We start from the raw sequence: 26,607 nt of genomic DNA, 5'->3' as shown, positions 1-26,607 counted from the left end.
GGCAACGCTGATCAAGTCGGTCCCTATCGGAGAAAATATGCCCCTTCCTTCAAATCGGAACGACCGATGAAACAGCAGACATTGGCGATGGCGGCCGATCAGGGCAGTGGATTCGAGCAGCATCGTCGGCCGACGCGCCGGGATGTGTTCCTGTCGACGATGGAGCAGATCGTGCCGTGGTCGGCACTGTGCGCGGTGATCGAGCCGTACTATCCGAAGGCAGGCAATGGCCGGCCGCCGGTCGGCCTGGAACGGATGCTGCGGATGTATTTGGTGCAGCACTGGTTCAATCTGGCCGATGAGGCCTGCGAGGAAGCGCTACTGGACAGCACGGCGCTGCGGCGGTTCGTGGGGATCGACCTGGGCCGCGAGCGGGTTCCGGACGCGACGACACTGCTGAAGTTTCGTCGCCTTCTGGAGACGCACGAGCTGGGGGCGGAGCTGTTCTTGCAAGTGAACCGGGAATTGGAAGCACGTGGCCTGAAGGTGGGCACGGGCACCATCGTGGATGCGACTATCATCGGCGCGCCCAGTTCGACGAAGAATGCGGACAAGGCCCGCGATCCGGACATGCATCAGACCCGCAAGGGGCAGCAGTGGTACTTCGGGATGAAGCTGCACATCGGCGTGGATAGTCGTAACGGCCTGGTGCATAGCGCGGCGGTGACGGCGGCCAATGTGCATGACAAGCACCTGCTGGGAGACCTGCTGCACGGGGAGGAACGCCGGGTCTATGGAGACAGCGCCTACGCCAGCCAGAAGGCGCTGATCGGCACGCATGCACCGCACGCCCGGGACTTCACCAACCAGCGGGTTCGCAAGCGTGGCGAAGTGAATGAGGTGCAGCGCCAGCGGAACCGCAACAAGTCGAAGATCCGTGCCCGTGTCGAGCACGTGTTCGCGGTGGTGAAGCGGCTGTGGGGCTTTGCCAAGGTGCGTTATCGCGGGCTGGACAAGAACGCGAACCGCTGCTTCGTGGCCCTGGGCCTGGCGAACCTGTACCTGGCGCGGGTGCGTTTGGCGGGATAGTTGCGCCTGCGGGGCCGCAAAAGCGGCCCGCAGCGCCCGGAAACGGGCATGGAAGGACGGCTGATCGTAGATCCAAGTGCGTCATGAGCCGGATCGGCCAGTTCGCTGGCCGTTGCGACTACTTGATCAGCGTTGCCNCGCAGCGCCCGGAAACGGGCATGGAAGGACGGCTGATCGTAGATCCAAGTGCGTCATGAGCCGGATCGGCCAGTTCGCTGGCCGTTGCGACTACTTGATCAGCGTTGCCTTAGATGATCGAAACGCCGTAGCGTTTGAATAGGGCTTCGAAGAATGCCTTGACGTCAGTCTTTGCTGACGGCAACTGCAGTTCCGCTGCCCCGAAGCGAAAGACTTCATAGCCGGTGAGTTTGAGTTCGCGATCAGCCCGAACCATCTGGGTATAGCGCTGTACATCGGCACTGCCGGTGGCATCTGCGTAGTGGTGCTTGCCATCGACCTCGATGACAACGCGAACACCCTGTGGCAATAGGAGCAAAAAGTCCATTCGAAACCGCAAAAGCGCGTCTGGCCCTCGCTCTCTGACCGTGCGAGGATCCCAGTGCAGCCAGACTTCCGGTAGCAGCGCCGGTAGGGTCGGCACCGCACTGCGAAACCCCTCGAAGAATGCGTCGAACAGCACTGTCTGCGGTGGGGAATTCTGAGGCAGGCTGGCCTTGAGACGAGCGTACAACGAGCGTTTGGCTTGCGTAGCATCAGAGATCTCCTCGACTTCGCTCCACCACTGCTGCAGATCGTTCCAGCGGAGACCGGCGTTGCCGATTGGTCGGTCATAAATGAGCACCTTGTCCGCATTGGTTACGATCTCGACATCGTTGTCGAGTGCATCGCGGAAGCGCAGGTCGGGCTTGTCGGGCGAAGCGAAGATGAGATTCTTCGGCCGGCCTTTGGCCGATGCATGCAGTGAGACCAATGAGAAGACTAGGTAACCGCCTGTCACGGCGGTTTCGCGTAGCTCAACGCCGCAGCTGCGCAGTGGCTCATTGACGCAAGCAACGAAGTGCCGTTGCGCCACCTCGTCAGGTCGTACTTCAGCCGAAGCCAGCCCTTCTAAGAACAGTGCAAAGCGTTGGTCTGAAGCGTCATAGGCGCCCAACTGATCGAACAGGGTTTCGGCTGGCCAGTCTTCTGAGTTGCGATGGACATGCTGTTGAATTCCAGCGCGCAACTCCGTGGGCTTCCCGCTCAGCAAGCCCATCCAGTCGTCAGTATCCAAAATCCATAAGCGTTCCAACAAGTCATCAAACCTGCGAGCATCGACATACAGGTCTTCGCTGTTGAGCCGGCGCGCGACTTCGCGCCGGTACCGTTTCGGGATGGTAGGGCCCGCAATGTCACTCCAGAGAATGTCCTGGATCTGATGTCGTAAGGCTGCTTTGGGCGGGTGGCGTTGCAGTAGTTTGGACGCAACCCCCTGGCAAGTCTGTGTCCGCCACCGCGCCCAAGCTGGCCATCATGCGCTCCCGCTTAGAACCATCGGTGGTAGGAATAGGCAATCCTAATCCTTCGCAAAGCGTCGGCAGCATGGTGTGCGTGCCGGCATCCTTCAGCCCAGTGACCAATGGCTCGAGTAGGTTGCGAAGTTGTGCATAGTCCATGGTGGCCCGACTCAACCCCTCAGTGCCATGGCGCGTAGCAGTGCATCGACCTGCCCGAAGGCATCCTGCTGCCACTGGTCGGGCGTGCGATCACCCAGTGCATGCGTGTCTTGGACGAAGCGCCTTACGCAAGTGGGGCCATGCCCCTCGAATGTGTCAAACTTGTCTGCGATGTGCCGGAAGCCGCTCTCACCGCTGGCATGGCCCAGCAGTTGGCGGCATTCCTGTGCCAGCGCCTCGATCCCATCGGGGTAGTTCCGTACGCAGTAGTAGATGTCGTAAGCATCCTTCTGTTTGTAGCGACCTGCCAGCGCATGTCCTTTCATTGCAAGCAGCGCGGGTATGGAGCACACCGCGATCTCCACGCGGTTTGTTCCTCCATCCGGCATCGGCCCGGCCACAGCCACCAACTGATAGAACCGCATCGCCAGGTCGGCGCCATCCGCTCGCTGCACAGCGAAGTCGCTGATCAGGGGAGGATCGTTTTTGACGATCGCCGCATCGCGCGGCATCAAGAAATCGACCACGACATCGATCGCCGCACCACCATCTTGAGTGGGAACCTGGCGAACCAATTGAAAGCGCCGGAGCCCTTCACGCTGGGCATATCCATGGCTTCGGAGCGCACCGATCAAGGTTGCGTACTCACCGTCTCCGAGTGCTTCTGCATCCAGACCGACGTCCACGTCGAGCGTGCCAACGTGCGGCATGTCCTCATTGGCCAGCAGAAGCCACGGCACCGCGCCGCCAATGATGGCGAACTTTCCCTTGAAGCTGCCAAGGATCTGACCGATCTCGATCAGAACGGACTTCACGGCTGCAGTCGTGCGGTCGTCGTACTCGGCGGCAGACTGTGGCTCCTGGGGTGGTGTCATTTGGACCATGAGAGCCTTTCTTGGCGCAAGTGATCTGCGGCTTCTGCACCGCGTTCGCCGGCAATGGATAGGTCTAGATAGGTCTGAACCGGGTTCGTACAAACGGCCCCGGGCGCGGGCTCGACTGTGTCGGCAAGCAGTTCCAAGTCCTTGGGCACGATGATGATCACATTCTCACCTTTCGATGCGGGTGCTAGCTTCAACGCTGCTTGGAGCTTGCGCAGACCTTCCTCGTTGGCGAAGAAGTAGTGCGATCCGGTGCGCCCGTAAGGAGCGAGCCACTGTGCTGCCGAGAACGATGCGAAGGCCGCGCGTCCGAAACCGTCTTCGACGCGAAGTGCGTCGCGTGCCGCATCTTCCAGCGCACTGCCATGGAGCGGTGTGTAGAAGTGCAAGCGCTCACCTTGTGGCGCTGTGTAGCTATCCCGCCATGCGTCCAGCAGTGCATCGGGTTCTGAGAGGACGAGGCCATCGTCCGAGATGCGAGCCCATTCCCGATCAATCAGGCCGGTGCGCACATTGCTGACGTGTCCCAGGCTGACTCTGGAGATTTCCGACAACTCGGTGACGCGCCATGCACGTGTGGGCTCGCGCAGCATCGCGCGTAGAACCTGGGCCGACTTCGGCCTGAACAGCGATTTGAGTTCACGCTGCTCGGCCGCCGGCCTGTCCGCCACCATGCGCTCAACAAAAACGCCGCCGAAGGCGATGCGGGCATTCCCCTCCAGGTCGAGATAGCCCACGCCTTTCTCTGCGCACATCTGCCTTACCGCCGGTGAGATGTAGGGCGCGATGAAGATGGGCGTCGCGAGGGGAGCCCGTTGCGCCACATAGTTCAGCACCGCCAATAATGCGTTTCGCGCGTACCGAGGTTGCCCGTTGGACTTGCACTCGCAGACGAGCATATGCTGCCGTCCGTCTACGAGCAGTCGGGCGATCAAGTCTGGCTCCCAAGCACCTGACACGGCTTCGGTTTCAATGCTTTCGACTTGAAGGATTGGAACGTTTTCCAGTAGACGGCGTAGCGCCTCAGAAGCACGAGCTTCTATATTTTTCATTGAAACTGAGCTTTTCAACATATGCTGAAAATAGCATATTTTTTGAAATTTGGAGCCAGATTTCATAGAGTTGCTTCGTTTCAACGTCTGTTGAAAGCTTTTGATACGGTGAAATCAACAAAAGCTCTTGGCTGGCCAATGATGGGTAGCTAGGTTCGGCGAAGCTCTGTTGACGCGCTGGAAGCTGAAAACCCAGAACCAAGACGAGGTGGCCTTTGCAGATACCGGGGCGCCGCGCGAAGACGAACTGACGGGTCTGAAACGCGAACTGGCGTGTGAAGATGGGCGGGATTTTTTGTGTGAGAAGCGGCGATGTTCTTCGTCAAGGGATCATCTTGCGGTATAGGGTGATCGAACGTTGCCGCGATGAGTTCCCGATTCGACCGATGTACAGCTGTCTGAACGTGTCGGCCAGCAGGTATTAATTGGGACGATCGCTTGCCCTGCGCTCGCCAGATCTACAACTGACGAGACAGCCAATCTGAACTGTGTGGCCCGCCTGTGCAGGGAGGCCTCGCGCAGCGGCGTGGCCAGTGGGCTGCCATAGCACCACCGGGCGTGCGCAATCTGTTGAAGCGGAACTTCATCGCGCTGTAGCCGGAGACAAAGTGGCATGGCAGCGCCCGTCCCTCTCTTGCTAAGGATGGTCTGATCAACGCAGCCGGAAAACGAAACACGCCACATCCGCCGCGCTGAGGGCGCTCAAACCCCCGGTTTTTTGCCGTTTTCGGCACGTTTTNCTGCCCCGACGTCGGGTAGTGCGGCTCGATCAGCGCCAGCAGGCCCTTCCACGGCACGACCTGGTCCATCTCGGCCAAGAACACCTCACGCCGCGTCCGCTTGCTGTTGTACTCCGCGTCGCCGAAGGTCAGTTGCATCGTCATCGTCCTGGTGCCTCTGTGCGATTGTCGCAGGATCAGGGGGAGTTGTTCAGAGTTTCCCTAAAGAAAAAATCTGGACGTAGCGGTATGGGGTAGGCGGCAGAATACACATTCGTGCTTACACGTTGTGGGTGCACTATGCGAGTTGCAAAGTGGGGTGATGGCTTGGCGATACGTCTGCCGGTCAGCTTGGTCGAGGCACTGGAGTTGCAGGAGGGCGATGAAATCGAGGTCATCGTTGACGGTCCTCGACTCTTCAAGGTCCGGACGAAGCCAGGGCTGCAGTCCAGGTTGGAACAGCTTCACTCCTACCGCGGAAGGTTGCCTGCGGACTTCACGTTTTACCGGGATGAGGCCAATGACCGCGGGTGACGCGCGCGCTTTTGGGGATTGATGCTCTAGATGGACCGGATTGGGCATCAGCGATCCCGGCGTTTACAATCAGGGTCAGATTCGCTTGTTCTTGAACTGGATTGGCTTGGCGCGCGAAAGCCGAGCCAGCCGTCATAACGGCCAGCACCGATTCCGCCGTGATCCGTCTGGGCTTTATCTCTAGGAACGCCCGGAGAATCCCTGACTTCACGTGCCGCTGATGATAGTCTGACTAGACATTGGCCATCGTCGTGAGCTTGTCGTCCAGTCGTAGATCGTGCTTCGCTGTCCATGTCGTCGCGTGTGCCTTCCGGTAATCGCTGCTATGGCCGGCTGTCTGGCTAGGCTCGAAAGCGCATGTAGCTATAGACAAGACCTTTCAAAGTAACCCCATGACAGAAATGAATGCACAGGCGGCCCGCCAGCCGCGGATAGGCATGGTCAGCCTTGGCTGCCCGAAGGCGCTCGTCGATTCCGAACGCATCCTCACCCAGCTGCGCGTGGAGGGCTACGACATCGTGCCCAGCTACGACGCCGCCGACGTGGTGGTGGTCAATACCTGCGGCTTCATCGATTCGGCGGTGACCGAGTCGCTGGACGCCATCGGCGAGGCGATGAACGCCAACGGCAAGGTGATCGTCACCGGCTGCCTGGGCAAGCGCCCGGAGCAGATTCGCGAGGCCTACCCGCAGGTGCTGGCGGTGTCCGGCCCGCAGGACTACCAGAGCGTGATGGAAGCGGTGCACGCGGCGCTGCCGCCGCGCCACGACCCGTTCGTGGATCTGGTGCCCGATTACGGCATCAAGCTGACCCCGCGGCATTACGCTTACCTGAAGATTTCAGAGGGCTGCAACCACCGTTGCAGCTTCTGCATCATTCCCTCGATGCGCGGCGATCTGGCTTCGCGCCCGGTGGACGAGGTGCTGCGCGAGGCCGAGCGGCTGGTGCGTGGCGGGGTCAAGGAACTGCTGGTGGTGTCGCAGGACACTTCCGCTTACGGCGTGGATCTGAAGTACGCCGAGCGCCCGTGGCGCGACCGCATGTACCAGACCCGCATGAAGGCCTTGTGCGAGGGCCTGTCGGAACTGGGCGTATGGACGCGCCTGCATTACGTGTACCCGTACCCGCACGTGGACGACGTGATTCCGCTGATGGCCAAAGGCAAGCTGCTGCCGTATCTGGATATCCCGTTCCAGCACGCCAGCCCGCGCATCCTCAAGCTGATGAAGCGGCCGGGCGCGGTGGAAAAGACGCTGGAGCGCGTGCAGCGCTGGAAGGCGATGTGCCCGGAGATCACGGTGCGTTCGACCTTCATCGTCGGCTTCCCCGGCGAGACCGATGCCGAGTTCGAATCGCTGCTGGAGTTCCTGGATCAGGCGCAGCTGGATCGCGTCGGTGCGTTCGCGTATTCGCCGGTGGACGGCGCCAGCGCCAACGCATTGCCGGATCCGGTGCCGGAAGAGGTGAAGCAGGAGCGGCTGGCGCGCTTCATGGCCAGGCAGGCGGAGATTTCCGCCGCGCGCCTGGAAGCCAAGATCGGCAGCGTGCAGCAATGTCTGGTCGACCTGATCGAAGACGACATCGCCGTGGCCCGTTCGCGCGCCGATGCGCCGGAGATCGATGGGCTGGTGCATATCCAGAACAGCGGCGCGCTCGGCCTGAAGGTGGGCGACCTGGTCGATGTGGAGATCACCGACAGCGACGCGCACGACCTGTTTGGCGATGCGCTGCCGTCGGATCGCGCGGTGCAGCCAGGGCGGGCGTTGAACCTGCAGATGGTCTAGCCGCCGCGGGATGCCGGCTGGCCGATGGCGTCGACGCTCCCTCGTGTGCCGAACCATCGGCGCACACGCTGTATGGGCACGCCAGCCCGTAGGAGCGTGCCTGCGCGCGACGGAGCTTGCTACGCGGAACCGGAGTGAGGAGTACATCCCGACTCCGAGCGCTGGCGGCACTGGCATGGCGGTGAGCGCAGTCGTTTTCTCAGACGCCCTAAAGCGCCGCGTACTCCACTGCCACCACCACAAACGTGTGCCTGCCCGCCGGCAACTGCGCCTCGAACTCGTCGTCCACGCGTTTTTTGAGTAGCGCACGCGCCAGCGGCGAATCGATGCTGATCCAGCCGCGCGCAGCATCGGTTTCGTCCGGGCCGACGATGCGATAGCGCAGCAACTCGCCGCTGTCGGCGTCTTCCAGCTCCACCTGCGCACCGAAGAACACCGCCTGCGGGTCGGTGGGCGCGGTGTCCACCACCCGCAGCGCTTCCAGGCGCTTGCTCAGGTAGCGCACCCGGCGGTCGATTTCGCCGAGCTGCTTCTTGCGATAGGTGTATTCGGCATTTTCCGAGCGGTCGCCCTCGGCGGCCGCCGCCGCCAAGGCGCGCACCACCTCCGGCCGCCGCACCCGCCACAGCTCCTCCAGCTCGACCTTCAGGCGCGCATGTCCTTCGGGCGTGATCAGCGCGGTGCTTTTTTCGGCGGGCGGTCGCCAGCGGCTCATGGGCAGGCTTGGGGGGAGGGAAGGGGCGCGATGCTAGCGCGCATGGTCCACTTGCGCATCTGTCGCCGCACGGCGAAGCTTTGCGCCATTCTCAAGACACGGACGTCGTCATGGTGATCATGCCGCTGCACAAACCCTGGTCGCGCCACAACATCCCGTGGGTGACGCTGCTGCTGGTGCTGATCAATGTCGTCGTCTATGTCGGCTATCAGCGCAAGGACGACGATCTGGTCGAGAACGCCGTGCGGTATTACGTCGACTCCGGGCTGGGCACGCTCGAAGCCCAGGCGCATGCGCGCTACCTGGAGCGCACCGCCGACGCCCGGCTGCGCGCTGCGCGCCAGGCCAGGCTGGAGGCAGTGCCCGCGCCGCAGCGCATCGCCTACCTGGCGCACCTCACCCTGCACGATGTCGCCTTCGGGCAGGCACTGCGCGAAGGCACGCTGTTCAAGGATGACGAGCAGCGGCGCGAGTGGCGCGGTCTGCGTGCGCCCTACGACGCGCGCCTGGCGCGGGTGTTCACCTTGCGCCATCTGCAACGCAGTTCGGAGTGGTCGCCGCAGCGGATGCTCTCGGCCACCTTCCTGCATGCCAACGCCGATCATCTGTTCGGCAACATGGTGTTCCTGCTGGCGCTGGGTACCTTGCTGGAAGGGGCGATCGGCAGCGGCTGGTTCCTGCTGCTGTATCTGCTGGGTGGCTTTGGCGCCAGCGCCGCCAGCCTGTGGTGGCGCTGGGGCGAGCCCGGTGGCGGCCTGGGGGCCTCCGGCGCGGTCGCCGCCCTGATGGGCGCGTTCTGCGTGGTCTGGGGGCGGCGCCGGGTGCGGTTCTTCTACTGGTTCTTCGTGGTGTTCAACTACGTGCGCGGGCCGGCCATCCTGCTGTTGCCGCTGTGGTTGGGCTGGGAGCTGTACAGCCTGCTGGGCAGCGGCAGCGAGGGGGTCGCATTCGAAGCGCATGCCGGCGGCCTGGTCAGCGGTGCATTGCTTGGTGCGGTATTGGTCGCCGTGCGGCAGACCCGGCCGGCTTTCATGGACGAGCAGGATGCCGCGCAGCGCGACGACCGTTGGGAGCGCGCGCAACGGCATCTGGGACGCATGGAGAACCAGGAGGCCGAACGCCTGCTGGCCGAGCTGGCCGGCGAGAGCCCGCAGAGTCTGGAGATCGCGCTGGCCCGCTATCGCGTGGCACGCAATGCCGGCCGCCAGCAGGAAGCCGTACGACACGCGCACATGCTGGTGTGTCTGCCCACGCACACTGCCGAGCAGACACGCCTGCAACTGGGTGTGGCCGCGGAGCTCGGCAAGGACCGCGCCGCGCTGGAGTTGCCGGCGCGCCTGGCCCTGGTGGATGCCTGCCTGCGCAACGGCTTGCTGGCCGATGCCGAGCGCCTGTTGAAGGAGTGCGACAGCAGCGCGCCGCGCGCCGAGCTTGCCCAGTGCTGGTTCGTGCTGGCGCTGCGCCACGGCGAATTGCAGGCCGGCGAACAACGCGCACGGTTGTTACGGCTGGTGCTGGAGCAGTTTCCCGAACAGGGGCCGGCGAGCAAGGCGCGGTTTCTGCTGGAAAACGGCTGAGCCGATGGCGCTGCAAGGGCGAAGCGTGTAGAGGGGTCTCTTGCGGCGTCCTGCGGTCGCAGGTCGCAGTGCTGCGCACACCCTGCTGGCTGGTTGCGAATCGGACTAACCGATCAAGCCGGCTGGATTGCCACCGCACGTAACGCCGCGTCCAGCTTGGCGCGTTGGGCATCGTCATCGCACTGTTCCAGCGCCTGCTGCAGCACCGCACGTGCCTGCTCATCGCGACCAAATCGTTCGGCCAACATCAGGCCTGCGTCCAGCGACCAGGCCGGCAGCATGCGGTCGCGGGGCCAGGCGGCGATGGCGGCGAGCAGGCCATCGGTGGCCAGCTGGAACTGGCCGGCCATCTTGGCGCGCTCGGCGAGCAGGGTGGCCTGCTCGGGCGTCAACGGCGTGAATGTCGCATCCAGATCCAGCGCCTCGCGTTGCAGCGCCAGCGCGCGGCGTTCCCGTTTTTCCTGCAGCAGGCGATTGATGTACTGGCGGGTGTGTTCGCGCAACTCGTCGTTGCGGTGATGCTGGCGGAGCAGGCGCTGATACAGCTCGTGCACTGCCAGGCTCACTGCGCGCGAGCGCACCGCACCGCGCAAGGCCTGGAAGGCTTCGTCGGAATGGCCGTCGCGCAGGTACTGGTCCGCCTCGTCGAGCAGGCGTTGGTCGGGGTCGGTGCGTTCGTGCGCAGCCCCGCCGCTGGGCATGTAGCCCAGCTCTTCGTGGTACTGGTACACCAGATACCCCAGCAGGTGGAAGCTGGCGAACAGGGCCCAGATCGAGGTCATCATCACTGTCGCCTCGCGCACGAGCGGAGGCAGGAATTTCAGTGCGAAGAACACCGCTGCCGTGCCGCTGCCCTGAATCACGTAAAGCAGACCGTAGGCAGCCAGATACGGCCAGCCGATGCGCAGCGCCATGTCGATCGAGACGGCCGGGTTGAGCGCACGGCGCAGGCTGCCGTCGATGGCAAGCGAAATCAGCATGCCGGGCAACAGCAGCATGGTGCCCAGGTAGGCAATGGTCAGCCCGAACGGGCCGGCGATCGCGGCGGCCACGCCGATCACGATGCCTAGCGCAAGGGCCAGCAGGATCAGGCGCAGCACCGCGCTGTCGAAGCTGTCATAGCCGAGCCGGGGTGCATCGGCCTGGCCATCGGCGGTGTGGCGCAGGATGTCGAAGGCGTAGGTGTAGGTCGCCATGCCCAGCACACCGGCAATCACCAGTTTCAGGATGCCCGGCAGCACCAGCAACGCGCTGCATAACGTCAGTGCGATCAGCGCATACAGTGCCGAGCCTCGCAACGGGTAAGTGGCGATGGCGGGAATGCGCGTCCAGAACGGCGCAAGCGCGGCCTGCGCGGCCACCTTGCGTGCGCGAAAACGGTCTTTCATGACGCTCCCCCAAAGCGTGTGATGTGAAGGGATTGTGCAGGTGCGCGGGCCGCTGCGCAATTGGGGGGGGGCGGCTGGTGATTGGCTGCACCGCATTGGCGGGGCAGCGCTCGAAGTCAGGCGGACAGGCGATTGCCCTGGTGGGCGCCGAGGTGCGCGAGCAGGCGAGTGGCGGCTTGCCCCTGCAGCGCCCGTAGAACCTGCAAAACATGAAGAGGCATGACGATCAATCCGCGAACCAAGACTCGCTGTCACCGACAGCAGTCCTTCGCGCAGAAAGGCATGCAGCGATCAGTTCGCCCGTCCAGGCGCCCTATTGTCGGACATAGGCGCATGGCGCTTCATGCTCATGGCCGGTCTTACCGCTTCCCACCAAAGATACTGCCGAAAATCCCGCGCACGATCTGCTGGCCGATCTTGCTGCCGATGGTGCGCGAGGTTTGCTTGGCCATCGTTTCCAGCATGCCCTGGCGGCGGCCAGTGCCGAATACGGCGTCCTTGACCGCTTTTCCGAAACCGCTGTCCTGCGTGTCTTCTTGCTCGCGGGTCCGCGCGGGCGGAGCGGCAGTCTGCTCCGCGACCTGTTCGACGCGACGTGCCAGCAGTTCGGCGGCCGATTCGCGGTTGATGGCCGTGTCGTAGCGCGTGCCGACCGGGCTGACCGCACGCACCTGTGCGCGTTCGGGCGCGCTGATGGCACCCATGCGGCAGCGCGGCGGGGCGATCAGGGTTTGCTGCACCGGCGCCGGCACGCCCTTGCCCTGCAAGGGAGAAACCAGTGCTTCGCCGGTGCCGAGGCTGGAAATGGCCGAGGCCACATCGAGCTTGGGATTAGCCACGAAGGTCTGCGCCGCAGTCTTGACCGCCTTCTGGTCGCGCGGCGTGTAGGCGCGCAATGCGTGCTGTACGCGATTGCCGAGCTGGCCGAGGATGGTGTCGGGAATGTCGTCGGGAAACTGCGAACAGAAATAGATGCCCACGCCCTTGGAACGGATCAGCCGCACCACCTGTTCGATGCGCTGCACCAGGGCAGCCGGCGCATCGTCGAACAGCAGGTGCGCCTCGTCGAACACGAATACCAGCTTGGGTTGTTCCAGGTCGCCCACTTCCGGCAAGCCCTCGAACAGCTCGGACAACAGCCACAGCAGGAACGTGGAATACAGCTTCGGCTTGAGCACCAGCTGGTTGGCCGCCAGGATGCCGATCACGCCGCGGCCATCCGGTGCCACGCGCATCAGCTCGGCAAGCTCCAGCGCCGGTTCGCCGAAGAACTGCTCGCCGCCGTCCTGCGACAGCCGCAGCAGTGCGCGCTGGATCGCGGCCACCGACTGCGCCGACACCAGCCCGTAACTGGTGGACAACTCCTTGCGCTCTTCCACCACCAGCGCCAGCCGCGCCCGCAGGTCGTCCAGGTCCAGCAGCAACAGGCCGCGGTCGTCGGCGAGCTTGAACACGATGTCCAGCACGCCGGACTGGGTGTCGTTGAGTTCCAGAATGCGGGCGAGCAGGGTGGGGCCCATCTCGCTCACGGTGGTGCGCACCGGGTGCCCTAGCTGCCCATACAGGTCCCAGAACACCACCGGGCTTGCGGCCGGCGCGTAGTCGGCAATGCCCACATCCGTGGCGCGCTGCAGCACGCCGGGCGCGCCGTCGCCGGCCACCGCCAGGCCCGCCACGTCGCCCTTCACGTCTGCCAGGAACACCGGCACCCCCAGCCGCGAGAAGCCCTCGGCCAGGGTCATCAGGGTCACGGTCTTGCCGGTGCCGGTGGCGCCGGCCACCAGGCCATGCCGATTGCCGAAGCGGCCTTCCAGGATGACCGGGATGTCGTCGGTGACGCCTTTGCCGAGCAGGAACGAGGCCATTGCACTGATCCGGTGGAGAAAGACCGGAGTCTAGCGGGCAACGGTGGCAGGCCAGCCAGACGAGCCACCCATGACCCGCCCGAACGTGCGGACGAAGAAGCCGGCCGGGCAGCGGGTCCATCGCCCTGCTCACCGCGCGTCGAAACCCCCCGGTCTGCAGACGATCATCGCGGCCGGGATGCTCGCCAAGCTAACGGGCCACTGACCCCGGCCGCTGCCGCGCCTTGCCCCGGTGTTGCCCCGGCGGCTACCCTGCCTGCCTTTCCGCTGTCCTGCCGACGATGCCGCTCGCTCATTCTGGTTTGCGCCCATGGCCTGTTCTGGTCGTGCTGGCGCTGTTGTCTCTTGCTCCTTCCGCCCAGGCCCTGTCCAAGCGCGATACCGAAAAGGTCGCCGCGCTGGACGCACGCATGGCCGCCGCCGAGAAACGCTACCGCGACGCGCTGGTGCTGGTGAACAACTCCGACCCCAAGGGCACCGCCGAAGGCGACGCTGCGCTGGAGGACATGGAGGATGTCATCGACGCCTGCATCAAGCAGCGCGGTTGCCTGGTCTCCAACCAGCTGGCGACCTACAAGCGGCTGCTGAAGGCGCGCGCCGATGCCGAGTCGCAGGCCGCAGAGGACCCGGAAGACGACGACACCTTGCTGCAGGCCGATCCGGACCATCTCGGCCCGGCGGCCAATGGCGTGCCGGAGGCGGCGCGGGCGGCCTCGCTGCTCAACGACCAGCGCCATGAGTTCGACAAGATGGTGCAGTACAACCCGGCGGTGCAGGCCGGTATCCGTCGCTGGCTGACCGACATGCGGCCGGCACTGATGACCAGCTACGAGAACTACAGCAACCTGCGTGGGGTGATGTGGCCGGAATGGCAGAAGCGCGGCCTGCCCGAGGCGCTGCTGTTCGGCATCATGGCCAAGGAATCCAACGGCAAGGTGCACGCCAGTTCGCGTGCCGGCGCGGCCGGACTGATGCAGTTCATGCCCACCACCGGCCGGCGTTTCGGGCTGGGCCCGGATGGCACCGGCTTCGACACCCGTTTCGATGCGCGTAGCGCGGCCGAAGCCAGCGCCGCCTATCTCAATGAGCGCATGGCCGGGCTCAACCGCAGCATCGAGCTGGCACTGGCTGCCTACAACGGCGGCGAAGGGCGCGCGGCGCGCGTGTTCGCGCAGTCCGGTGGCCGCGGTTTCTGGGAGCAGGACGTCTACAACCAGTTCCCGGCCGAAACCAAGGACTACGTGCCGATGGTGATCGCCGCGGCGTGGATCTTCCTGCACCCGCGCCAGTACGGTGTGGACTTCGCCAAGCTCGACGTGCAACCGGCCACCATCAAGCTGGTCAAGTCGACCTCCATCTACGAGCTCACCATCTGCCTGGGCAGCATGGGCACGCGCGATGGCTACATGCGTGCGCTGCGCAATCTCAACCCGCGTTACGAATCCGACGGCTGGATTCCGGCTGGCACCGTCATCAACGCCACCAACCGCATCGCCAGCCTGTACACGCGTTATTGCGTCAGTGGCCCGCGCGCGGATCTGGCGCGCACCCTGATCACCGCCGACCTCAATAGCGCGATCGTCCGCAGCAGCGCGCCCGAATACGTGCCCAGCGTGGCGGTGGGCGATGTCAGCCAGATGGCCGGCGTGCCGACCACCGTGGCCACCGGCCAGCCGGCAGTGGCCAAGCCCAAGGCCAGGCAGGCGCGCAGCTACACCATCGCCAGGGGCGACACGCTCGGCCGCGTTGCGCAGAAGTACCAGTGCGAGATCAAGGAGCTGGCCAAGGCCAACGGCCTGAAGGCCCCGTCGTATGCGCTCAAACCGGGGCAGAGCATCAAGCTGGCGGGTTGCGATCGCTGAACCGTGCGCTGGCGGTGCCGTGCTGATGGCCGCACCCATTAGACGGCGGTGCGCATCGGCCTTAACCCGCTGGCGTGAGAACAGGCCAGGTCGCGCGAACGCCGTTTTGCTAGCCCGGCGCGGGCAGCGTGTTTCCAATCGAAGGTTTGGCAAACGGCGCGCGGGTGTGCGACGCCTTGTCGGGAATGCCTGGCCGCGGCCAGATCCGCTCCTACGACGGCGGCGAGCGCACGACAAGCCTGATTGCCGTAGGAGCGGACCCTGCCGCGACGAAGCCGTCCAAGTCGCCCTGTTGTGTGCAGTGTGGTGCTTTATCTGGGCTGAGCAAAACGGCGCGCGTAGGGGCGACGCATCGTCGGGAATGCCTGGCCGCGGCCAGGTCCGCTCCTACGACGGTGTCGTTGCAATTTACTGACGACGGGCGAGTGCCTGGCCAAGACGAACCGATGTTTCGGCCGCAAGTCCGCTATCGAGCGTGGCCACACCCGGCGGCAGCAACACGATCACGGTCGAGCCGTAGTTGAAGCGCGCCATCTCCGCGAACTTCTCCAGGGTGACGCCCTTGCCGCGATAATCCTTGCGTGTAATGCGATCGCCGTAGCGTGGAATCTCCACGCCGCTCCACACTGTCTCCACGCCCGACACCAGCAACGCGCCCACCATCACCGAGGCCATTGGGCCAAACTCGGTATCGAAGTGGCACACCAGCCGCTCGTTGCGCGCGAACAGGCGCGGCACGTTGCGCACCGCATCCGGGCCCACACTGAACAGCCGGCCGGGGACGTGCACGGTTTCGCGCAAGGTGCCGGTCCACGGCATGTGCACGCGGTGGTAGTCCTTGGGCGACAGGTACACGGTGGCGAACAGGCCGTTGTTGAATGGTGCGGCGGCTGCCTCGTCGCCGAGCAATTCGGCGGCGGTGAACGACTGACCCTTGGCCTGGAAAATGCGGCCGTTCTCGATCGGACCGAGCTGGCTGATGCGGCCATCGGCAGGCATCAGCAACGCTGCCGGGTCGGCATCGGGCACGCGCGCGCCGGGCTTCAAGGCGCGGGTAAAAAACGCGTTGAAGGTGGGGTAGGCGTGCGGATCCGGCTCCTGCGCCTCGCTCAGATCCACACCGAACTTGCGCGTCACCGTGTCGATCAACCACTGCTTGGTGGACGGTGTCTGCGAATAGGCCAGCGCGCGCGCCAGCGAGGACAGCAACCGGTGCGGCAGCACGTAGGTCAGGGAAGTGACAGGGCTCACGGAGCGGTTACCTTGGTCAGCTGTTGGAGGTCGGCGGCAATCGCCTTCGGGTCGAGCGGGGGGCGGATCAGGCCGGCCAGGCGGCCCTGCGGATCGAGCACGGCGATGCCGGCCGAATGATCCATGCTGTAGTCGTTGGGATTCTGCTCGAACCCCTTGCCCGGCACCTTCTGGAACACGAAGCCCAGCGCAGTGGCAAAGCGTTCCAGCGCGGGCACGTCGGCGGTGGCGGCCAGGGTGTCCTTGTGGAAGGCATGCGCATACTCGCCCAGCCGCGCCGGCGGGTCGCGCTGCGGGTCCACCGACACGAACAGCACGCGCGGACGCAGGCCATCGGGAATGCTCTCCCATTGCTGCTGCGCCACGGCCAGATCGGTCAAGGTGGTCGGGCAGACATCCGGGCAGAACGTGAAGCCCAGAAACACCAGCGTCCAATGCCCCTTGAGCTCGCCGGGCACCAGTTGGGTGCCGTCGGATTGGCGCAGGCTGAATTGCGGCAGCGGACGCGGCTGCGGATAGAAGGTGATGGTCTTGGTGGGCGGCCAGGGCGAACTAGCCGCACCACCGAGGAACTTCTGGCCCAGCAACAGCCCCAGGCCGGCGGCCAGCGCCACCAGCAGCACGATGCCGGTATTGCGATTGAACATGGCGGTTTCCAGTGCAACGGACGCTCATGATACCGATCCGACCTCTATAATCGGGGCCCGATTCCTCTTTAGTTGTTGCCATGACTGCCGCCGCGGCCGACGAACTGCACACCATCATCGACCTGATCCGCTACGGCACCAGCCGTTTCAACGCAGCCGGTCTGACCTTCGGCCACAGCTACGACAATGCGCTGGACGAAGCCACCCAACTGGTCCTGTACAGCCTGCACCTGCCGCACGATCTGGGCCCGGCCTATGGCCAGGCGCGGCTGCTGCGGGCGGAAAAAGAGCAGGTGCTGGGCTTGTTCGAGCGCCGCATCAGCGAGCGCGTGCCGGCCGCATACCTGACCGGCGAGGCCTGGTTCGCCGGCCTGAGTTTCAAGAGCGATACGCGTGCGCTGGTGCCGCGTTCGCCGATCGCCGAGCTGATCGAAGCCGGCTTCGAGCCGTGGCTGGGCGGGCGCGAGGTGACCCGTGCGCTGGACCTGTGCACCGGCTCGGGTTGCATCGCCATTGCGATGGGCCACTACAACCCGCACTGGGATGTGGACGGCGTGGACATCAGCGATGACGCCTTGGCGCTGGCCGCCGAAAACAAGGCGCGCCTGCATGCCGACAATGTCAGCCTGCTCAAGTCGGACCTGTTCACCGGCCTGGCCTGCCGCCAGTACGACCTGATCGTCACCAATCCGCCGTACGTCACCAACGACGAGACCGACGCGCTGCCGCAGGAATACTCCTACGAGCCGGAGCTGGGGCTGCGTGCCGGCGACGATGGTCTGGATCTGGTGCTGAAGATCCTGCGCGATGCGCCGCAGCACCTGAGCGAAGACGGTCTGCTGATCTGCGAAGTCGGCGAATCCGAGCAGCATCTGATCAAGCTGCTGCCCGAGGTGGATCTGGCCTGGGTCGAGTTCAAGGTCGGGCAGATGGGCATCTTCGCGGTGGAATGCCGCGAATTGATCGCACACGGCGCACGCATCGCCGAGCTGGCCGCGCAGCGATGAGGCTGCGCGCATGAGTGCCAATGCGTTCGGCAAGCTGTTTACTGTCACCACCTTCGGCGAATCGCATGGGCCGGCGATCGGCTGCGTTGTCGATGGCTGCCCTCCCGGCCTGGAAATTGCGCCGGAAGAGTTCACCCACGATCTGCAGCGCCGTGCCAGCGGCAAGAGCCGGCACACCTCGGCGCGCCGCGAGGCCGATGAGATCGAGATCCTCTCCGGCGTGTACGAAGGCCGCACCACCGGCACGCCGATCGGCTTGCTGATCCGCAATACCGACCAGCGCAGCAAGGACTACAGCAACATCGCCCAGCAGTTCCGCCCCGGCCATGCGGATTACAGCTACTGGCAGAAATACGGCATTCGCGATCCACGCGGCGGTGGTCGCTCGTCGGCGCGCGAAACCACCATGCGCGTCGCCGCCGGCGTCATCGCCAAGAAGTGGCTCAAGCAGCGCTATGGCGTGCTGGTGCGTGGCTTCCTGTCGCAGCTGGGCGAGATCCGCCCGACCGGTTTCGACTGGGATGCGGTGGAAGACAACCCGTTCTTCTGGCCGCATGCCGCGCAGGTGCCGGAGCTGGAAACCTACATGGATGCCTTGCGCAAGTCCGGCGATTCGGTCGGCGCGCGCGTGGACGTGGTGGCCGGCGGCGTTCCCGCAGGCTGGGGCGAGCCGATCTACGGCAAGCTCGATGCCGAACTTGCGGCTGCGTTGATGAGCATCAACGCGGTCAAGGGCGTGGAGATCGGCGACGGTTTCGCCAGCGCGGCGCAAAAGGGCACCGAGCACCGCGACCTGATCACCCCGGAAGGCTTTCTCAGCAACCATGCCGGCGGCATCCTGGGCGGTATTTCCACTGGCCAGGCGGTCACTGCTTCGATGGTACTCAAGCCCACCTCCAGCCTGCGCCTGCCCGGCGCCACGGTGGATGCCGACGGTAACGTGGTCGATGTGATCACCACCGGCCGGCACGACCCCTGCGTGGGGATTCGCGCCACCCCGATCGCCGAAGCGATGATGGCGCTGGTGCTGATGGACCAGGCGTTGCGGCATCGTGCGCAATGCGGCGATGTCGGCGAGGTGGCCCCGCGCATTCCCGGTCAGGTCGATGTCTGACGCGGGTCGCGCCAGGGTGTGGGTCAGCCAGCCGTTGTTCGACGATGTGGTCGCGCAGCTGGGCGAGCATTTCGAGCTGACCACCACCGGGCGCGTCACCGCCTGGTCGCCGGCCGAACTGGCCGCGCAGCTGGCATCGCTGGACGGCGCGCTGATCACCCTCAACGAGCGGATCGGTGCAGCGGAAATCGCTGCGGCACCGCAACTGCGCGCCATCGCCAATGTCGGCGTGGGCTACAACAATCTCGACATCGACGCCTTGAGCGCGGCCGGCATCCTGGCCAGCAACACCCCGGACGTGCTCACCGAAACCACCGCCGATCTCGGCTTCGCGCTGCTGATGGCCACTGCACGCCGCATCACCGAGTCCGAGTGCTGGCTGCGCGACGGGCAGTGGGGGCAGTGGTCGTTCAAGACCATGCTCGGCACCGACATCCACGGCAGCACGCTCGGCATCCTGGACATGGGCCGGATCGGGCAGGGCATCGCGCGGCGCGGCGCGCACGGCTTCGGCATGCGCGTGCTGTATCACAACCGCAGCCAGTTGCCGGCCGCCACCGAGCAGGCGCTGGGCGCGCAGTACGTCGATTTCGAGACCTTGCTGGCGCAGTCCGATCATCTGGTGCTGGTGTTGCCCTACACCAGGGACTCTCACCACATCATCGATGCCGCGGCACTGGGCAGGATGCGCGCCACCGCTACGCTGGTGAACATTGCGCGCGGCGGCATCGTCGATGAGCTGGCGCTGGCCGATGCGCTGGCCAACGGGCGTCTGGCCGGTGCCGGCCTGGATGTGTACGAAGGCGAACCCCGCGTGCGTCCGGAGCTGCTGGCGCTGCGCAACGTGGTGCTCACCCCGCATATCGGCAGCGCCAGCCTGGCCACGCGCCGTGCGATGGTGCAGCTGGCGGTGGACAACCTGATCGCCGCCCTGGGCAAGGGTCCGCAGGCCGGGCATCCGCCGAGCGCGCTCAATGCCGATGCGATTGCCGCTGCCAAACGTGGCGGCACCGGCGCGGATGCGAAAAAAGCCGGCGTCATCGGCACCATCTCGACCAAACGATAGGGAACCTCCGCGGCCAGCGTTGGAGGTTCCCCGAACCCAACGCGCAGTGCTCCCTTTCTTTTCCCCTTTCGATAAAGACATTCTCATGAGCAACGAAAACCGTCGTTTCAACGTCGCGGTCGTGGGCGCCACCGGCGCTGTCGGCGAGACCATGCTGAGCATCCTGGCCGAGCGCAACTTCCCGGTCGCCACCCTGTATGCGCTGGCGTCCTCGCGCTCGGCGGGCGGGCAGGTGGAGTTCAATGGTGGCAAGGTCGATGTGCTGGACCTGGCCGAGTTCGACCCCACCGGCGTGGACATCGCGCTGTTCTCCGCCGGCGGCAGCGTGTCCAAGGAATACGGCCCCAAGTTCGCCGCGGCCGGTGCGGTGGTGATCGATAATTCGTCGGCGTTCCGTTACGACGACGACGTGCCGCTGGTGGTGTCCGAAGTCAACCCGGAAGCGCTCAGGCAGCGCCCGCGCGGCATCGTCGCCAACCCCAATTGCTCGACCATGCAGATGCTGGTGGCACTGGGCCCGATCCACCGCACCTACGGCATCGAGCGCATCAATGTGGCGACCTACCAGTCGGTCTCCGGCGGCGGGCGTTCGGCGATGGAAGAGCTGGGCAAGCAGACCAGCGAGCTGCTGAGTTTCCAGGACATCGACCCGCAGCGGTTCCCGGTGCAGATCGCCTTCAACCTGATCCCGCACATCGACGACTTCCAGGACAACGGCTACACCAAGGAAGAGATGAAGCTGGTCTGGGAAACCCGCAAGATCCTTGGCGACGACAGCATCCAGGTCAACCCCACCGCGGTGCGCGTGCCGGTGTTCTACGGTCACTCCGAAGCGGTGGCGATCGAAACCCGCGACAAGATCACCGTGGAAGCGGCGCGCGCGCTGCTGGCAGCATCGCCCGGCGTGGAAGTGGTGGACGAGCGCACCCCCGGCGGCTACCCGACCCCGGTCACGCATGCCTCCGGCAAGGACGCGGTGTTCGTCGGTCGCATCCGCGAAGACTTCTCGCACCCGCGTGGCCTGAACCTGTGGATCGTCTCGGACAACATCCGCAAGGGCGCCGCGCTCAATGCCGTGCAGCTGGCCGAACTGGTGGCGCAGGAAGGCTGAGCCAGCCGGTTCACTCGCAGGAGCGCGCCCGAGCGCGACGTGCGTTACCGATACGCCTCATCGCGCTCAGGCGCGCTCCTACGCTGGCGTGCGCACAAGGCTGGCCGGCGTAGGCGTGCGCCGCCGGCTCCATCCGCGCCCATCTGCCGGGCCGCATCTTGGTTGGTCCTATCGACAGCATGTCATTCGCATGGGTGTCGCAGGGCGGCGGCGACTTTTTCGCTCATCCAGCGGCTATATTGATGCCCATGAAACATAGGGGCAGGGGCGCGATGCGTCCGATACAAGGGATAGGTGCGTTGCTGCTGATGGCCTGCAGCGGCGCAGCCATGGCGTTGGGGCTGGGCGATATCCGGGTGCTGTCCAAGCCCGGGCAACCGCTGGTGGCGGAGATCCCGGTCATCTCCAACGAGCCGGGCGAGCTCGACAACGCACGCGTGGCGCTGGCCTCGGCCACCACGTTTGCGCGCGTCGGCCTGGAGCGGCCGCAGGGATTGGTCAGCAACCTGCAGTTCCAGTTCGCACAGGATGCGCGCGGGCGCGCGGTGATCCGCGTGACCAGCAGCCAGCCGGTGGACCGGCCGGCAATCAACTTCCTGATCGAAGTGGAGTGGAGCCAGGGCCGCCTGGTGCGCGAATACGCGGCGCTGGTGGATGCGCCCAATACCGCTGCAGCCATCGCCGAACCAGCCATCGACGCGCCGCAGGCCGGTGCCAGCAATACCATCGCCCGCGAACCTGCTGCCGCACCCGTGGCGGCAGCCGAGCGCAGCGGCTCGGATGCCGGCACCGCCGTCCCCTCTGCGCGCCCGGCGGCCGGTGCGGCTGCGGCCACACAGGCCGCCGGCGATACGCTGCCGGCGGTGCGCGCGGGCCAGACCCTGTCCGAAATCGCCGCATCCGTGGCACGCTCCAGTGGGCACTCGCTGGATCAGGCCATGCTGGCGCTGTTGCGCACCAATCCCGACGCCTTCATCAACGGCAACATCAACCGCCTCAAGCAGGGCGCAGTCCTGCGCACGCCACAGCAAGATGCGTTGGCGCAGGTCGGTGCCGCAGAAGCGGCTGTGATGGTGCGCGAGCAGGCCGCGCAGTGGCGGCAGGCGCGCTCGGCCATTCCACAGCCGGCCGAGGCCGGTGCTGCGGCTGCAGCGACGCCGGCCCCGGCGACACCTGCCGCATCCGCTGCCGCCGGCAATGGCGCGCGGCTCGAAATCGCCCCGGCAGTGGCGAGTCAGAACAACCCCGCCGGCGCGACGTCCGGCACCAGTGCCGAAGGCGAGGGCGAGATGGCGGCCAATCAACAGTTGCAACAGGCCAAGGAAGACATCGCCACCCGCGATGCGGAACTGCAGGATCTGCGCTCGCGCGTGGCCGATCTGGAAAAGCTCAAGCAGCAGCAGCAAGCCTTGATCGCGATGAAAGACACCGACCTGGCTGCGGCGCAGAAGCGCCTTGCCGAGGCGCCGCAGGCCGCGCCGCAAGGCGGCGGTTTTCCGCTGTGGTTGATCGGTGGCCTGGTGCTGATCGTGGCGGCAGTGGTCGCGTGGCTGGCCGCACGGCGCCGCAAACCTTCGCCGCTGCCGCCGTTGCCACGGCGCCAGTTCGACTTCATGCCGCCGGCCCCACCGGTTGCTGCAGGCGCCGCACAGGACGATGCGCCGGTCACCGATCCCAGCGAGCGCGAGGTGCTGCACGAGACCGAGTTCGAACAGGCCGATCTGCGCGACGACGAGCGCGCCCACGGGCCGCAGCCGCCATTGTCGGAGGTGCTGCGCCGCGAGCCGCAGTGGGCCGAACCGGTGGCTGCGCCTGTGGTGGTCAACAGCGATGAGTGGCGCGCGCTGCGTGCCGCCCCGCCGCCGCCGGCCGAGCCCGAGCCGGCAGCAGGGCCGTTCGAGACGCAGCGCGACGCTGCGCATCCGGGCGTCACCGCGCCTGCGTCAGCGGCGCCGAACGCCGATGAGAGCCGCGTGGATCCGGATCAGGCGGCGCAACACCACGCGCCGCAAAGCCAGCTGGATTTCGAGCCGGCGCCGGTGGCCCCGGTCGCCGTGCCGAACCCGGTCGCCGACCGGCAATTCGCCTCGGCCGGCCGCGATCGCCTGGAACTGGCGGTCGCTTACATGGACCTGGGCGACAAGGACACCGCGCGCGGCCTGCTGCTGGAGGTCGCCGCCACCGGCGACGACGCCATCCGTGCCGAAGCGGCCCAACTGCTGGAGCGCCTGGCATGAGCCCGGCCATGGACAGCATGGCGGTGCGCGAGCGCCGTATCGACTACGTGGAGTTCGGCTCAACCGATCCGGATGCCAGCCGTGCCTTTTTCGAGGCCGTGTTCGGCTGGCAGTTCCAGGCCTACGGCCCGGATTATCTGGCCTTCAACGATGGTCGCATGGACGGGGGCTTCTACCGCACGGCGATCGCGGCCCCGGGCGAGGGCGGCCCACTGGTGGTGCTGTATGCCGACGATCTGGCACCGATGCTCGAGCGCGTGCGCGCGGCCGGCGGCGAGATCGTCAAGCCGGTATTCGGTTTCCCTGGTGGCAGCCGGTTTCATTTCCGCGAGCCGGGCGGTTCCATGCTGGCGGTGTGGTCGGAGCGATCCGTCGCGTAGGGCAGGTCACTGCGGTGCTGTGCCGGTGGAGTCGCCAGGCATGCGCGGCGACCGAGGTGTGGGCTGGATGTTGATGCCCGCCATCTGGCGTTCTAGCGATGTTGCTACGACCCCGAGTTGCTGCGAACTGACTCCGGTCAGCTTGCGTTTGCCGCGCGTTCGGCAGGTTGACCGATTGAACACACAGGTAGGTACCGATGCGTTACGCGCTGGGCGTGGAGTATGACGGCAGCCAATTCCAGGGCTGGCAGCAGCTGGGCGAGCACGGCGGGCCCAGCGTGCAGGCCAGCCTGCAGGCAGCCTTGTCGTCGGTAGCCGATGCGCCGATCCAGGTCGTGTGTGCCGGCCGCACCGATGCCGGCGTCCATGGGCAATGCCAGGTGGTGCATTTCGACAGCGATGCGCGGCGTGAGCCGCGTGGCTGGATGCTGGGTACCACCGCGCGGCTTCCCGCGTCGGTTGCGGTGCGCTGGTGCGTGCCGGCCGCCGACGATTTTCATGCGCGGTTTTGCGCGCGCGCGCGGCGCTACCGCTACCGCCTGTTGAATCGTCAGATCCGTCCGGCCCTGCATCGGCATACCCTGAGTTGGGAGCGCCGCCCGCTCGACGCCGACGCCATGCATGTCGCCGCGCAGGCGTTGCTGGGCGAGAACGACTTCAGTGCGTTTCGCAGCGTGCAATGCCAGGCGCTGCACGCACGTCGCAATCTGCAGGCGATCAGCGTGCGGCGCGATGGCGAGGTGGTGGAAGTGGAGGTCCAGGCCAATGCATTCCTTCATCACATGGTGCGGAATATTGTTGGCTCGCTGATGTTGGTCGGGTCCGGTGAGCAACCGGCCGACTGGATCGCGACGTTGCTGGCCGGACGCGACCGCACGGTTGCCGGCCCGACAGCGCCGCCACAAGGCCTGGTGTTTATCGGGCCTCTGTATCCTGCAGAGTGGCATCTGCCTGCCGAGGTGACCCAATGAATCGATCGCTGTACCGCACCCGTATCAAGTTCTGCGGCATGACCCGCGCCGGCGATATCCGGCTGGCCGGGGAGCTGGGTGTGGACGCGGTAGGTTTCATCTTTGCGCATGGCAGCCCGCGCCGCGTGGCACCGGCCGAAGCGCGTGCGATGCGCCAGGCCACCGCGCCGATGGTCGATGTGGTGGCCTTGTTCCGCAACAACTCCAAGGAAGAAGTACGCGAAGTGGTGCGCACCGTGCGCCCGACCTTGCTGCAATTCCACGGCGAGGAAGACGACGCGTTCTGCCGCAGCTTCAACCTGCCGTATCTCAAGGCGGTACCGATGGGGAGCGCCGGCGTCAATGGCGAAGACGCCAACGCACGCACCTTGCAGCTGGCCTATCCGAATACCGCCGGTTTCCTGTTCGACAGCCATGCGCCGGGGGCCGGCGGCGGCACCGGCAAGACCTTCGACTGGTCGCGCCTGCCCACCGGCTTGCACCGTCCGTTCCTGCTCGCCGGCGGCATCAATGCCGACAACGTCTTCGATGCCATCGTCGCCACCTTGCCATGGGGCGTGGATGTGTCCAGCGGCGTGGAACTGGCGCCCGGGATCAAGGACGGCCACATGATGCGCAAGTTCGTCGAAGAAGTGCGCCGCGCCGACTGCCACGAGTTGGGGTGAGTCGGGAATCGGGAATCGAAAAGCGGTGGGCGCCGTTGGCGCATCTTTCTGGTGGGTGATCAGAAGGCTTGAGACTTTGATGTGCGCAGCGGCGCTGAGCTGGCCTCCAGCATCAGGATGGCCGCAGGATGGCGCTCAGGCGATCAGTGACGCGTGCTGATCCTCGGCAAGTGCACTGCGTAGCCAGTTGGCCAGTCGCGCGATACGCGGGTCCGGGTTGCGTCTTGCGGCACAGAGCACCCAACGTCCGTGGGTCGGGGTGAATCCCCACGGCGCCAGCAGGCGTCCGGCCGCCAGGTCCGCGGCCACCAGGGGGTGCGGGGCGATCGCCACGCCCAGACCGGCGGCGGCGGCCTCCAGCAGATAGACCAGATGTTCGAATTCGATGCCCAGGCGCAAGGTGTCCGACGCCATGTCGTGTGCCTGGGCCCATTCCGGCCATGCTTGCGGGCGCGAGCGGGTGTGCAGGACCGGGTGGTCGCGCAGAGCCTTAAGGCTGTGGCGATCGAGCTGCAAGGTCGCTGCCAGTTGCGGGCTCAGTACCGGGCCGATCCATTCCACGCCGAGCTCGTGCACCTGCCACTCGCCCGGCCATGGTGGCGACTCCAGCAGCAGGGCCGCGTCCAGCCCGTCCAGGTCAGGGCCAGGCGGTTGCTCGTTGGCCGACAGGTGCAGGCGCAGGTCGGGCAGGTCGCGTTGCAGCCGGCCCAGGCGGGGAATGACCCAGCGCGCCAGCAGGCTGCCCGAGCACCCCAACACCAGTGGCGCCTCGCTGGCCGGGTGACGCAGCGCCGCCCAGGCATCGCCGATCAGGGCAAATCCGTCCCCGGTGGCGTCGCGCAGCCGTGTCCCGGCGGCGGTGAGGACCAGGCCGCGGCCCTGGCGGGCGAACAAGGCCGTGCCCAGCGCCTGTTCCAGCGAACGCACATGGCGGCTGATGGCGCCATGGGTCACGTGCAACTCCTGTGCGGCCCGGCTGACGCTCTGCAGGCGGGCGGCGGCCTCGAAGGCGCGCAAGGCGGCTAGCGGCGGGAGCGATACCGTCATGTGTGAGTCCAGATCACAGGTTGCGGCAATCTTATCGATGTATCGCGCTGCCGGCCTGCGGTAGAGTTGCCGCTTCGCGTATGACCGCA

The 26,607-nt window shown here is 65.6% G+C and carries 22 protein-coding genes and 2 pseudogenes; 14 read left to right on the top strand and 10 right to left on the bottom strand.

Translation table 11 applies throughout. The annotated features are described in order from the left end of the window. Positions 1–66: 66 nt before the first annotated feature. The gene (locus XCSCFBP4642_RS0121730; protein ID WP_029218204.1) at positions 67–1,029 is read left to right on the top strand and encodes an IS5 family transposase; all 963 of its coding nucleotides are present in this window, start codon (positions 67–69) and stop codon (positions 1,027–1,029) included. Between the two features lie 247 nt (positions 1,030–1,276). Here the strand turns inward: XCSCFBP4642_RS0121730 and XCSCFBP4642_RS25575 are convergent, their stop codons facing one another. The 3 genes from XCSCFBP4642_RS25575 to XCSCFBP4642_RS0121715 all read right to left on the bottom strand — a co-directional run bounded on the left by XCSCFBP4642_RS25575 (position 1,277) and on the right by XCSCFBP4642_RS0121715 (position 4,644). Beyond that, positions 1,277–2,314: an AbiJ-related protein gene (locus XCSCFBP4642_RS25575; RefSeq protein ID WP_235048307.1), complete on the bottom strand. Its 1,038-nt coding sequence runs from the start codon at positions 2,312–2,314 to the stop codon at positions 1,277–1,279. Positions 2,315–2,656: 342 nt separating this feature from the next. Beyond that, a complete protein-coding gene (locus XCSCFBP4642_RS0121720; RefSeq protein ID WP_033899514.1) occupies positions 2,657–3,460 on the bottom strand; it encodes a nucleotidyl transferase AbiEii/AbiGii toxin family protein in 804 nt (267 codons plus the stop codon). 56 nt (positions 3,461–3,516) lie between these two features. After that, positions 3,517–4,644: a type IV toxin-antitoxin system AbiEi family antitoxin gene (locus XCSCFBP4642_RS0121715; RefSeq protein WP_200859722.1), complete on the bottom strand. Its 1,128-nt coding sequence runs from the start codon at positions 4,642–4,644 to the stop codon at positions 3,517–3,519. A gap of 94 nt (positions 4,645–4,738) precedes the next feature. Between XCSCFBP4642_RS0121715 and XCSCFBP4642_RS30280 the strand changes: the two are divergent. Next, positions 4,739–5,172 (top strand): annotated as a pseudogene (locus XCSCFBP4642_RS30280) (IS3 family transposase); the annotation flags it as partial. A 158-nt stretch (positions 5,173–5,330) separates the two neighbouring features. Here the strand turns inward: XCSCFBP4642_RS30280 and XCSCFBP4642_RS28980 are convergent. After that, a pseudogene (locus XCSCFBP4642_RS28980) lies at positions 5,331–5,456 on the bottom strand (IS5/IS1182 family transposase); the annotation flags it as partial. A 141-nt stretch (positions 5,457–5,597) separates the two neighbouring features. Between XCSCFBP4642_RS28980 and XCSCFBP4642_RS30945 the strand changes: the two are divergent. Both XCSCFBP4642_RS30945 and rimO read left to right on the top strand, forming a co-directional pair. Next, positions 5,598–5,831 (top strand): AbrB/MazE/SpoVT family DNA-binding domain-containing protein, encoded by a 234-nt coding sequence (locus tag XCSCFBP4642_RS30945; RefSeq protein ID WP_029221614.1) that lies wholly within the window; start codon positions 5,598–5,600, stop codon positions 5,829–5,831. Between the two features lie 401 nt (positions 5,832–6,232). Next, a complete protein-coding gene (rimO, locus tag XCSCFBP4642_RS0121705) occupies positions 6,233–7,615 on the top strand; it encodes a 30S ribosomal protein S12 methylthiotransferase RimO (RefSeq protein WP_425480155.1) in 1,383 nt (460 codons plus the stop codon). Positions 7,616–7,823: 208 nt separating this feature from the next. On the opposite strand, the gene greB is transcribed toward rimO, so the two are convergent. Beyond that, entirely contained in the window at positions 7,824–8,330 is a 507-nt protein-coding gene (gene greB / locus XCSCFBP4642_RS0121700) for a transcription elongation factor GreB (protein WP_029221612.1), read from the bottom strand. A 110-nt stretch (positions 8,331–8,440) separates the two neighbouring features. On the opposite strand from greB, the gene XCSCFBP4642_RS0121695 reads away from it, so the two are divergent. Beyond that, on the top strand, positions 8,441–9,907 hold the full coding sequence (locus XCSCFBP4642_RS0121695; protein ID WP_029221611.1) for a rhomboid family intramembrane serine protease: 1,467 nt from the start codon (positions 8,441–8,443) through the stop codon (positions 9,905–9,907). A gap of 113 nt (positions 9,908–10,020) precedes the next feature. Here the strand turns inward: XCSCFBP4642_RS0121695 and XCSCFBP4642_RS29535 are convergent, their stop codons facing one another. Together XCSCFBP4642_RS29535 and XCSCFBP4642_RS0121680 are read right to left on the bottom strand one after the other, a co-directional pair. Further along, positions 10,021–11,295, bottom strand: coding sequence for a tetratricopeptide repeat protein (locus XCSCFBP4642_RS29535; protein ID WP_029221610.1), 1,275 nt, complete (start codon positions 11,293–11,295; stop codon positions 10,021–10,023). A 359-nt stretch (positions 11,296–11,654) separates the two neighbouring features. Beyond that, entirely contained in the window at positions 11,655–13,160 is a 1,506-nt protein-coding gene (locus XCSCFBP4642_RS0121680; RefSeq protein ID WP_029221609.1) for a helicase HerA-like domain-containing protein, read from the bottom strand. A 281-nt stretch (positions 13,161–13,441) separates the two neighbouring features. On the opposite strand from XCSCFBP4642_RS0121680, the gene XCSCFBP4642_RS0121675 reads away from it, so the two are divergent. Beyond that, positions 13,442–15,022, top strand: a complete 1,581-nt coding sequence (locus XCSCFBP4642_RS0121675) for a transglycosylase SLT domain-containing protein (protein ID WP_029221608.1) — start codon at positions 13,442–13,444, stop codon at positions 15,020–15,022. 408 nt (positions 15,023–15,430) lie between these two features. On the opposite strand, the gene asd is transcribed toward XCSCFBP4642_RS0121675, so the two are convergent. Both asd and XCSCFBP4642_RS0121665 read right to left on the bottom strand, forming a co-directional pair. Continuing rightward, on the bottom strand, positions 15,431–16,273 hold the full coding sequence (gene asd / locus XCSCFBP4642_RS0121670) for an archaetidylserine decarboxylase (RefSeq protein ID WP_029221607.1): 843 nt from the start codon (positions 16,271–16,273) through the stop codon (positions 15,431–15,433). Continuing rightward, positions 16,270–16,920, bottom strand: a complete 651-nt coding sequence (locus XCSCFBP4642_RS0121665; RefSeq protein WP_029221606.1) for an SCO family protein — start codon at positions 16,918–16,920, stop codon at positions 16,270–16,272. The genes asd and XCSCFBP4642_RS0121665 overlap by 4 nt, the downstream gene beginning before the upstream one ends. An 80-nt stretch (positions 16,921–17,000) precedes the next feature. Here XCSCFBP4642_RS0121665 and prmB point away from each other — a divergent pair, with 80 nt between their 5' ends. From prmB to XCSCFBP4642_RS0121625, 8 genes are all read left to right on the top strand, one after another. Further along, positions 17,001–17,927 carry a 50S ribosomal protein L3 N(5)-glutamine methyltransferase gene (prmB, locus tag XCSCFBP4642_RS0121660; RefSeq protein ID WP_029221605.1) on the top strand — a complete coding sequence of 309 codons (927 nt, stop codon included), beginning with the start codon at positions 17,001–17,003 and terminating at the stop codon, positions 17,925–17,927. A gap of 10 nt (positions 17,928–17,937) precedes the next feature. Continuing rightward, complete coding sequence (aroC, locus tag XCSCFBP4642_RS0121655; protein WP_029221604.1) at positions 17,938–19,041, top strand: chorismate synthase; 1,104 nt, start codon at positions 17,938–17,940, stop codon at positions 19,039–19,041. Then, a complete protein-coding gene (locus XCSCFBP4642_RS0121650; protein ID WP_029221603.1) occupies positions 19,034–20,107 on the top strand; it encodes a 2-hydroxyacid dehydrogenase in 1,074 nt (357 codons plus the stop codon). The genes aroC and XCSCFBP4642_RS0121650 overlap by 8 nt, the downstream gene beginning before the upstream one ends. An 85-nt stretch (positions 20,108–20,192) precedes the next feature. Continuing rightward, positions 20,193–21,218, top strand: coding sequence for an aspartate-semialdehyde dehydrogenase (locus tag XCSCFBP4642_RS0121645; protein WP_029221602.1), 1,026 nt, complete (start codon positions 20,193–20,195; stop codon positions 21,216–21,218). Between the two features lie 272 nt (positions 21,219–21,490). Next, complete coding sequence (locus tag XCSCFBP4642_RS0121640; RefSeq protein WP_484606920.1) at positions 21,491–23,455, top strand: motility hub landmark protein FimV; 1,965 nt, start codon at positions 21,491–21,493, stop codon at positions 23,453–23,455. Continuing rightward, complete coding sequence (locus tag XCSCFBP4642_RS0121635; RefSeq protein ID WP_029221600.1) at positions 23,452–23,835, top strand: VOC family protein; 384 nt, start codon at positions 23,452–23,454, stop codon at positions 23,833–23,835. Before XCSCFBP4642_RS0121640 ends, XCSCFBP4642_RS0121635 begins: the two co-directional genes overlap by 4 nt. 197 nt (positions 23,836–24,032) lie before the next feature. After that, entirely contained in the window at positions 24,033–24,806 is a 774-nt protein-coding gene (truA, locus tag XCSCFBP4642_RS0121630; protein WP_029221599.1) for a tRNA pseudouridine(38-40) synthase TruA, read from the top strand. Next, complete coding sequence (locus XCSCFBP4642_RS0121625) at positions 24,803–25,471, top strand: phosphoribosylanthranilate isomerase (RefSeq protein WP_029221598.1); 669 nt, start codon at positions 24,803–24,805, stop codon at positions 25,469–25,471. Before truA ends, XCSCFBP4642_RS0121625 begins: the two co-directional genes overlap by 4 nt. A gap of 135 nt (positions 25,472–25,606) precedes the next feature. Here the strand turns inward: XCSCFBP4642_RS0121625 and XCSCFBP4642_RS0121620 are convergent, their stop codons facing one another. Next, positions 25,607–26,518, bottom strand: a complete 912-nt coding sequence (locus XCSCFBP4642_RS0121620; protein WP_029221597.1) for a LysR family transcriptional regulator — start codon at positions 26,516–26,518, stop codon at positions 25,607–25,609. Positions 26,519–26,607 lie beyond the last annotated feature (89 nt).

Source organism: Xanthomonas cassavae CFBP 4642 (assembly GCF_000454545.1).
Lineage (GTDB): Bacteria > Pseudomonadota > Gammaproteobacteria > Xanthomonadales > Xanthomonadaceae > Xanthomonas > Xanthomonas cassavae.
Note: the sequence above shows the minus strand (reverse complement) of the source record. Positions and strands in the feature narration are given on the sequence as shown.

Coding starts and splice junctions, on each gene's coding strand:
- XCSCFBP4642_RS0121635 (WP_029221600.1), top strand. CDS start 23,452: ATGAGCCCGGCCATGGACAGCATGGCGGTGCGCGAGCGCCGTATCGAC.
- rimO (WP_425480155.1), top strand. CDS start 6,233: ATGAATGCACAGGCGGCCCGCCAGCCGCGGATAGGCATGGTCAGCCTT.
- aroC (WP_029221604.1), top strand. CDS start 17,938: ATGAGTGCCAATGCGTTCGGCAAGCTGTTTACTGTCACCACCTTCGGC.
- XCSCFBP4642_RS0121675 (WP_029221608.1), top strand. CDS start 13,442: ATGCCGCTCGCTCATTCTGGTTTGCGCCCATGGCCTGTTCTGGTCGTG.
- XCSCFBP4642_RS29535 (WP_029221610.1), bottom strand. CDS start 11,295: ATGAAAGACCGTTTTCGCGCACGCAAGGTGGCCGCGCAGGCCGCGCTT.
- XCSCFBP4642_RS0121665 (WP_029221606.1), bottom strand. CDS start 16,920: ATGTTCAATCGCAATACCGGCATCGTGCTGCTGGTGGCGCTGGCCGCC.
- XCSCFBP4642_RS0121680 (WP_029221609.1), bottom strand. CDS start 13,160: ATGGCCTCGTTCCTGCTCGGCAAAGGCGTCACCGACGACATCCCGGTC.
- XCSCFBP4642_RS0121640 (WP_484606920.1), top strand. CDS start 21,491: ATGCGTCCGATACAAGGGATAGGTGCGTTGCTGCTGATGGCCTGCAGC.
- XCSCFBP4642_RS0121645 (WP_029221602.1), top strand. CDS start 20,193: ATGAGCAACGAAAACCGTCGTTTCAACGTCGCGGTCGTGGGCGCCACC.
- XCSCFBP4642_RS30945 (WP_029221614.1), top strand. CDS start 5,598: ATGCGAGTTGCAAAGTGGGGTGATGGCTTGGCGATACGTCTGCCGGTC.
- prmB (WP_029221605.1), top strand. CDS start 17,001: ATGACTGCCGCCGCGGCCGACGAACTGCACACCATCATCGACCTGATC.
- XCSCFBP4642_RS0121715 (WP_200859722.1), bottom strand. CDS start 4,644: ATGAAATCTGGCTCCAAATTTCAAAAAATATGCTATTTTCAGCATATG.
- XCSCFBP4642_RS0121625 (WP_029221598.1), top strand. CDS start 24,803: ATGAATCGATCGCTGTACCGCACCCGTATCAAGTTCTGCGGCATGACC.
- XCSCFBP4642_RS0121650 (WP_029221603.1), top strand. CDS start 19,034: ATGTCTGACGCGGGTCGCGCCAGGGTGTGGGTCAGCCAGCCGTTGTTC.
- XCSCFBP4642_RS0121730 (WP_029218204.1), top strand. CDS start 67: ATGAAACAGCAGACATTGGCGATGGCGGCCGATCAGGGCAGTGGATTC.
- XCSCFBP4642_RS0121695 (WP_029221611.1), top strand. CDS start 8,441: ATGGTGATCATGCCGCTGCACAAACCCTGGTCGCGCCACAACATCCCG.
- greB (WP_029221612.1), bottom strand. CDS start 8,330: ATGAGCCGCTGGCGACCGCCCGCCGAAAAAAGCACCGCGCTGATCACG.
- XCSCFBP4642_RS0121620 (WP_029221597.1), bottom strand. CDS start 26,518: ATGACGGTATCGCTCCCGCCGCTAGCCGCCTTGCGCGCCTTCGAGGCC.
- truA (WP_029221599.1), top strand. CDS start 24,033: ATGCGTTACGCGCTGGGCGTGGAGTATGACGGCAGCCAATTCCAGGGC.